The sequence below is a fragment of the Enterobacter sp. RHBSTW-00901 genome (assembly GCF_014103115.1).
Lineage (GTDB): Bacteria > Pseudomonadota > Gammaproteobacteria > Enterobacterales > Enterobacteriaceae > Enterobacter > Enterobacter cloacae_P.
Map to the genome: position 1 here is coordinate 1 of NZ_JABXPB010000003.1, position 7,030 is coordinate 7,030.

Annotated in this window: 11 protein-coding genes and 1 pseudogene; 8 read left to right on the top strand and 4 right to left on the bottom strand. The window is 47.2% G+C overall.

Translation table 11 applies throughout. The features are described from left to right. The 4 genes and pseudogenes from ghrA to HV318_RS23975 all read left to right on the top strand — a co-directional run. Positions 1–185: pseudogene (gene ghrA / locus HV318_RS23960) on the top strand (glyoxylate/hydroxypyruvate reductase GhrA); the annotation flags it as partial. Positions 186–269: 84 nt separating this feature from the next. Beyond that, positions 270–1,007, top strand: a complete 738-nt coding sequence (locus HV318_RS23965) for a phosphatase (protein ID WP_182274664.1) — start codon at positions 270–272, stop codon at positions 1,005–1,007. A gap of 19 nt (positions 1,008–1,026) precedes the next feature. Then, positions 1,027–1,581 (top strand): TorD/DmsD family molecular chaperone, encoded by a 555-nt coding sequence (locus HV318_RS23970; RefSeq protein ID WP_182274665.1) that lies wholly within the window; start codon positions 1,027–1,029, stop codon positions 1,579–1,581. Positions 1,582–1,677: 96 nt separating this feature from the next. Further along, a complete protein-coding gene (locus HV318_RS23975; protein ID WP_220471165.1) occupies positions 1,678–2,160 on the top strand; it encodes a DUF1097 domain-containing protein in 483 nt (160 codons plus the stop codon). 43 nt (positions 2,161–2,203) lie between these two features. Here HV318_RS23975 and csgG read toward each other — a convergent pair whose 3' ends face one another. The 4 genes from csgG to csgD are packed head-to-tail and all read right to left on the bottom strand — an operon-like array spanning position 2,204 to position 4,545. Further along, entirely contained in the window at positions 2,204–3,037 is an 834-nt protein-coding gene (csgG, locus tag HV318_RS23980; protein WP_182274667.1) for a curli production assembly/transport protein CsgG, read from the bottom strand. A gap of 26 nt (positions 3,038–3,063) precedes the next feature. Beyond that, positions 3,064–3,477 (bottom strand): curli production assembly/transport protein CsgF, encoded by a 414-nt coding sequence (csgF, locus tag HV318_RS23985; RefSeq protein ID WP_182274668.1) that lies wholly within the window; start codon positions 3,475–3,477, stop codon positions 3,064–3,066. Between the two features lie 23 nt (positions 3,478–3,500). Then, entirely contained in the window at positions 3,501–3,890 is a 390-nt protein-coding gene (gene csgE, locus HV318_RS23990; RefSeq protein ID WP_182274669.1) for a curli production assembly/transport protein CsgE, read from the bottom strand. A gap of 4 nt (positions 3,891–3,894) precedes the next feature. Continuing rightward, complete coding sequence (gene csgD / locus HV318_RS23995; protein WP_182274670.1) at positions 3,895–4,545, bottom strand: biofilm master transcriptional regulator CsgD; 651 nt, start codon at positions 4,543–4,545, stop codon at positions 3,895–3,897. 769 nt (positions 4,546–5,314) lie between these two features. Between csgD and csgB the strand changes: the two genes are divergently transcribed. The 4 genes from csgB to HV318_RS24015 all read left to right on the top strand — a co-directional run. Continuing rightward, positions 5,315–5,770, top strand: coding sequence for a curli minor subunit CsgB (gene csgB, locus HV318_RS24000; RefSeq protein WP_182274671.1), 456 nt, complete (start codon positions 5,315–5,317; stop codon positions 5,768–5,770). Positions 5,771–5,812: 42 nt separating this feature from the next. Further along, on the top strand, positions 5,813–6,256 hold the full coding sequence (csgA, locus tag HV318_RS24005) for a curli major subunit CsgA (protein WP_182274672.1): 444 nt from the start codon (positions 5,813–5,815) through the stop codon (positions 6,254–6,256). A gap of 61 nt (positions 6,257–6,317) precedes the next feature. Beyond that, positions 6,318–6,650 (top strand): curli assembly chaperone CsgC, encoded by a 333-nt coding sequence (gene csgC, locus HV318_RS24010; RefSeq protein WP_182274673.1) that lies wholly within the window; start codon positions 6,318–6,320, stop codon positions 6,648–6,650. Between the two features lie 165 nt (positions 6,651–6,815). Then, positions 6,816–7,030, top strand: a 215-nt coding sequence (locus HV318_RS24015) for a YmdA family protein (protein ID WP_182274674.1), incomplete at its 3' end; no start/stop codon positions are given.

Consider the following 7,030-nt stretch of genomic DNA (forward strand, 5'->3'; position numbering starts at 1 on the left):
TTTACAGCCGTGAACCATTGCCTGCAGAGAGCCCGCTGTGGGCTCACCCGCGCGTGGCAATGACGCCGCACGTGGCGGCCGTTACGCGCCCGGCAGAAGCGGTGGCCTATATTTCCCATACGATAGGTGAGATGGAACAAGGGAATGCAGTGACAGGCCACGTCGACAGGCAGCGCGGTTACTGAGAGAAACCCGGCGTTAGCCGGGTTTTTGCTAATATTCGTGACAGATAACTGCTATCCTTGGGAAAAACCGCAGAGGAGAGAGAGATGTATCCCGTTGACCTGCATATGCACACCGTCGCCAGCACCCACGCGTATAGCACCCTCCATGATTACATCGCGCAAGCAAAGCTAAAAGGTATCAAGCTTTTTGCGATAACCGATCATGGCCCGGATATGGCAGATGCGCCGCACTACTGGCATTTTGTGAATATGAGGATCTGGCCACGTCTGGTGGACGGAGTAGGGATACTGCGTGGCATCGAAGCGAATATTAAAAATATCGACGGTGAAATCGACTGCACCGGCCCGATGCTGACCTCGCTGGATTTGATTATTGCCGGTTTCCATGAGCCGGTTTTTGCGCCACAGGATAAAGAGGCCAACACCGCAGCGATGATTGCAACGATTGCCAGCGGCAACGTGCATATTATCAGCCATCCTGGCAACCCTAAGTTCCCGATTGATATTCAGGCCGTTGCGCAGGCGGCGGCAAAACACCGTGTGGCGCTGGAAATTAATAATTCCTCCTTTGTTCACTCGCGTAAAGGTAGTGAAGCAAACTGCCGCGAAGTGGCTGCCGCAGTGCGTGATGCCGGTGGTATGGTGGCGCTGGGTTCTGATTCACATACTGCATTTACGTTGGGCGATTTTAGCGAGTGTCTGAATATTCTTAATGACGTCGGTTTCCCTGAAGCGCGGATCCTTAACGTCACGCCACGCCGTATGCTTGATTTCCTGGAGTCGCGCGGAATGGCTCCGATTGATGAATTTGCCGATCTTTAATTGTGTAATGGAACAAAAAATGAATGAGTTTTCTATCCTCTGCCGCGTGCTGGGTACGCTGTATTACCGCCAGCCGCAGGACCCGTTGCTGGTTCCGCTTTTTACGATGATCCGTGAAGGGAAACTGGCGCAAAACTGGCCGCTGGAACAGGATGATTTGCTGGAGCGCCTGCAAAAAAGCTGTGACATGCAACAGATTTCGGACGATTACAACGCGCTGTTCGTGGGCGAAGAGTGCCGTGTGTCACCGTACCGCTCTGCCTGGCAGGAAGGGGCGACGGAAGCAGAAGTGCGTGCCTTTCTCTCTGAGCGTGGCATGCCGCTGACCGATATGCCAGCCGACCACATAGGTACGCTGCTGCTGGCCGCTTCCTGGATTGAAGATCATGCCTCTGACGATGAAAACGAAGCCATCGAAACCCTCTTCGAAGAGTATCTGCTGCCCTGGTGTGGCACTTTCCTCGGGAAAGTTGAAGCACATGCGATCTCACCATTCTGGCGAACCCTGGCTCCACTCACCCGCGATGCTATCGCCGCAATGTGGGATGAGTTAGAAGAAGAGAGTGAGGAGTGATTTAGGTCACATAAATTCTGCAACAGCACATTTCAATTTGCACATAATGTGCTTCTGATCTCATTTCTATGGCGCGCTTCTGCTAAGATGCGCGCCATGAACATATTACTTTGTATTGCACTCACAACAGGCATTCTCTCCGGGCTATGGGGATGGGTCGCGGTGTCTCTCGGGCTGCTTAGCTGGGCCGGGTTTCTCGGCTGCACGGCCTATTTCGCCTGCCCACAGGGTGGCGTAAAAGGGCTGTTTATCTCTGGCTGTACGCTGATGAGCGGCGTTATCTGGGCACTGGTGATTATGAAAGGCAGTGCGCTGGCTCCGCATCTGGAGATCCTGGGCTATGTCATGACAGGTATTGTGGCCTTCCTGATGTGTGTTCAGGCGAAGCATCTGCTGCTTTCATTTGTGCCGGGAACCTTTATGGGGGCATGTGCCACCTTTGCAGGGCAGGGTGACTGGAAGCTGGTGGTTCCCTCGCTGGCGCTGGGGTTGCTGTTTGGCTATGCCATGAAAAACAGCGGTCTTTGGCTGGCGGCACGACGGGAAAAGGCACAAAACATTTCTGCGCTGAGTGAATAAAAAAAGGCGAGATAACCATCTCGCCTTTTTTATGCGCTTTCGATCAGGATTCCGGAGGCACCGACATATCGCGGTATTTCACGAGTACCGGGTTTTGCACATCTGCTTTGTTCTGCAGATCCCACAGTCCGCGATCGATCCCGTCATTAATCAGGAAAATGACGCCAGTTTCAATGGCTGACATCAGACACATCATGACTGGCTCGTTTGAGGTATAACCAATTTCACCTTCCAGTAAACGCTGGTAATCAATAAAGCGGAATACCCCCGCCTGTACTTCATAAGAAAGAATGGTTTTACTGGTAGTGACCGAAGACAGAACCTCACCCGTGCTGACGTTGACCACGCGCAGGTTTACGGCGATTTGGTCAAGCTGATACTGGGTATCTGCACCGATACCGAAGTAACGCGCCCCGACGCCACCAGATTTAACGTTGCTTTCGTAGCCAATAATCGAACCTTCGATCATCACGTTCGCCGCCGCCAGTGATTGCAGTGGCGTGCGGTTATTCATTGCCACTGTGCCATTTTCCTGTGCGGCACGAATAATTTTACGTTCATTCAACAGGTTCTGAAGCCCCTGGCGTTCCAGAGGAATAAACCAGTGCGAGTCCTTGAGCGCGGTAACCAGCATGGCAGTGGCACTCTGTGGCACTGCCGTAGAGAAGTTACTGGCTGGGTAAGGCTTAAATTGCCCCGTTTCATCCTGAATGTTGTAAACGGAGACAAATATTTTACCCGTTGGTGCAGGTAAATGGGTTAAATCACGGTAACTTTGAGCCCGAGGCATTAATGTTGGTTTTGCAGCTTCTTTAGGTGGAGCAGTTAAACAACCGCTCAATAAGCACACTGCAACAAATATCAGGAAGCGCTGCATGATCGTTGTCCTTATTTTGATGTTGTTCAGAAGTTCGTGGAGTTACTTTGTAAACCGGAAACCTGGATGGTGGATGTTTTCCCCGTTTTCCGATCGGTCACGTTCAGCTGTAGCTGCCCATCCGTATTGGCGATGTCGACAATAAAGTCGTTGGTCACCATTCGGCCTGGTTTACCGGTATTAATGTTGGTCAACAAACCACCCAAAATTTGCGACTGAATAGCCTGCGTGAAGTTGTCCAGTGCTGATGGAGTGTCTACGTTATAATTCTTAAGGCTTGGATCTTTATAGGAGTTTTGTGCCTGGGCTTCGTTCAACAGGAACGCCCCGTTGTTGGGGTTACCGCCAAAGTTAGGGTTACGGAACTGGAACGTCATATTTCCGGCCCAGCTTACTGGTGCTACTAGCATTAACGAAATAACTGCATATGCAATACGCATGACAGCCTCCGGATATAGGTTCACTAAAACTCGTCTTTTGCTAAATCGCTGGTGCTTAATAGGGCTTTATCTATTTGCAGGCGATTAATAGCGTCTTCAGTTTGTGCCAGTGCTAAGGCTACGTTTTTATCGAAGTCTATTTTCGTGGGAAATAAAAATGTCTGGTAAATAACGTCCTGATTCGCCGTTATTGTTATCCAGCTTCCCCATCGAGCACTGGGCCGTTCGTTGATTGTTATATTCCCAGGGTACTTACCGTCCCATTTGTCGCTAAAGGCACGATAAAAACTGTGTCCGGTAGATGAGACAGTGTGGTCTGTTAACAATCCGGGAACTTCAACCTCGACGGCCTGAAGGTTCCCAGCAGCGAGCAGAAAGCCCGCTGCGGCAATCCAACTCAACGTGCGTTTCATGTGATTAACGCCTGAGGTTATCGTTTGCCCATGAGACTGCCTGAGTTCGGTTTTTAACAGCTATCTTCTTGAAAAGATTATAGAGATGCGTCTTAACGGTATTTTCGCTGATAAATAACGAACGGGCGATTTCAATATTTGAAGCACCGATACGCAACTTGTTCAGGATCTCTTTCTCACGATGCGTAAGGAGTGCCGACTCTGAACTGTTATAGCGATAATTTCCGGAGTGTGTGATGAGGTAGCTGGCAAGTTTTTGCGAAAAATAGCACTCTCCGCGCAAGATGCCCTGCATGCCTTCCACAACCCGATCTTCTTCATCAGTGACGTAAAAAACGCCATTGATATGCGGCCAGCTTTCAATGTCTCTGAAAGGATACTCATCAGGAGTATTCAATAATAGCACTCGGATATTATTGTTTTTCCTGCTTAAATTATCTTGCCAGTAATGGATGAGCTTTTTATCCGCTTCCATCATATCGAGAAGAATTATGCTACCAGGTGCAATATCATCGAAAGAACGTTGAATATTATGCAATTTCCCGTTCAATGATAAAGATTGCTTTAAATGTTGTAATAAAGCGGTCGCTTGCAAAGAAGGTTTGGTGATCAACAGTAATGTATGACCATGTAAACTATGGACTTCATTATACATGATGAAACCCCACTTTTTTATGACACCTGGCAGCTATCCTCTTAATAAAGAAAAGAGGACACCAGAAGTACTGACAGATGTTGCACTGCTGTGTGTAGAATCAGACCATAACCTCCAGGAGGAGGTAAATATAAAACAAATCTCGTACATCTAATTTCAATCTAGCTATTACGAACTTTAAAGCAAGTGTTAAATGTGTAACAAGATGTAAAAATCAATATTAATTTGTGAAAAATGAACATTTGAAATGCTGCGATTTGATAGGAAAGTTGTACATGCTAATAGCCCTGCATAGATTTTAAAAATCATACAAATATTTATAACATTATAATTTATATTGATATTTTTTATTGTTGATATGCTTTGTAAAGGTATGAGCTCGTGAAAATTTCTAAGTCCTTTAATCCAGCTGAAATCCTCTTAAGAAAGTGCATCTCGTGATCGCGTGATGATCAAAATGTTATCCTTGCGTCACATAACATGCCCGTCATGAAAGGCTGGACAACCAGCCCTGCCCTTGTACAGCCTGCCGCGCAGAACTTTTTTATAAAAAACCAAATGGTGCTGAATACAGCGATTTTTGGCATAAATTAATACTTTGAGGTGACATGATAAATAAAAATAATCCACGCGGGTGAGATATTAAAAATGTTTCAACAGACATACTCTTCACCGTAACGACACGTTAACAAAACAACGAGTCGTTTTAACCCTAAGTCACATTTTCAAGGTTATGTTTTTTGTATATAGCCAGGTCCAGGGTGACAACATGAAAAACACATCGTTATTTATGATGTTTACATTACTGGGTGTGCCTGGATTTGTTATCGCGGCGAGTTCAGATTTAGCAAACGCTGAATATAATTTCGCGGTTAATGAGTTAAGTCGGTCATCTTTAAATCAGGCAGCCATTGTTGGTCAACAGGGCGTAAATAATGACGCTCAGGTTCGTCAGGGCGGGGCTAAATTACTGTCCGTTGTTTCCCAGGATGGGGTAGGCAACAGAGCGAGAGTTGATCAATCAGGGACTTATAACTTTGCTTATATCGCTCAGAGCGGAAGCGCGAACGATGCGAGTATTACGCAAGGTGCATATGGTAATACGGCAATGATTATCCAACAAGGGTCGGGTAATAAAGCAAGTATTACGCAGTACGGTACGCAGAAAACCGCAGTTGTAGTGCAGAAACAGTCGCAAATGGCAATTCGCGTTATCCAACGTTAGTTATTTAGCGGCGACTTTAATCAATCCGATGGGGGTTTTACCATGAAATTTATCAAAGTGGCAGCACTTGCAGCAATCGTTGTTTCTGGTAGTGCTATGGCCGGTATGATTGATCAAGGCGGTTGGGGTCATGGCGGTCATGACAATGGTCCAAATTCAACCATGAGCATTTACCAGTACGGTGGTGGTAACTCAGCTGTCGCCTTGCAGACTGACGCAAGAAATTCCAGCCTGACAATTCGTCAGAGTGGTGGCGGTAACGGTGCTGACGTTGGCCAGGGCTCTGACGACAGTACTATTAACCTGACCCAGCATGGTTTTGGCAACAGCGCAACACTTGACCAGTGGAACGGCAAAAACTCCACTATGAATGTCAGCCAGTACGGTGGTGCTAACGGTGCCATTGTCGATCAGACTGCATCTAACTCAAGTGTGACTGTGCAGCAGGTCGGTTTTGGTAACCACGTGACAGCTCATCAGTATTAATACTGAAATCTGTGCTACAAAAAAACAGGGCATATGCCCTGTTTTTTTTCGGGAGTTCATCATGAATACCTTAATACTCCTCGCTGCACTCTCAAGTCAGATAACGTTTAAAACCTCGCAACAGGGAAATATGACGACCATTATTCCCCAGGTAATATTGACGGAATCGTGTGAGTGTCGGGTTCAGGTTCTCTCTGTGCGGCAAGGGCTGGGGGGACAAAGTACGTCGCAACAGCAAAATACCCTTTCTATACCCGCTAATCAGACGATTGATTTAACAAGATTGAGTTTAAATATTGGTGCAGGGGATACGGTGAAGATTACGGTCACCGTTTCCGATGGAAAATCGCTTCATTTATCGCAGCAATGGTCACCGCCAGGTTCGGCCCTGTAATTATTCATTAAATCAATGAGTTGAGTGCTGTGGCGATATTCGCTGGTTGTTACTATGATGTGATCAGGGACTGAGAAAAATGTGCTGTCCAGTCGCCTGATACTGCGTTTGTCATAATGGAGCGCTTTGCCCCTCAAGGACGATTTTCATTGAGGAGTATGTCTCATGACTAAATATAACGCTCAACTCGTTTCAGGTCTTGCCCTAATCATATCTGCTTTTATTCCCCCGGCCTTTTCAGCAACCGTTGTTGATGGTGGGGTGATTCATTTCCGTGGAGCCATTGTCGCCGATCCGTGTGAGGTCACACCGCAACAGCGACAGTTGGCGATGTCTTGTCCGGATAATAACCGGATGCAAACGCGCACGATCAGCTACGA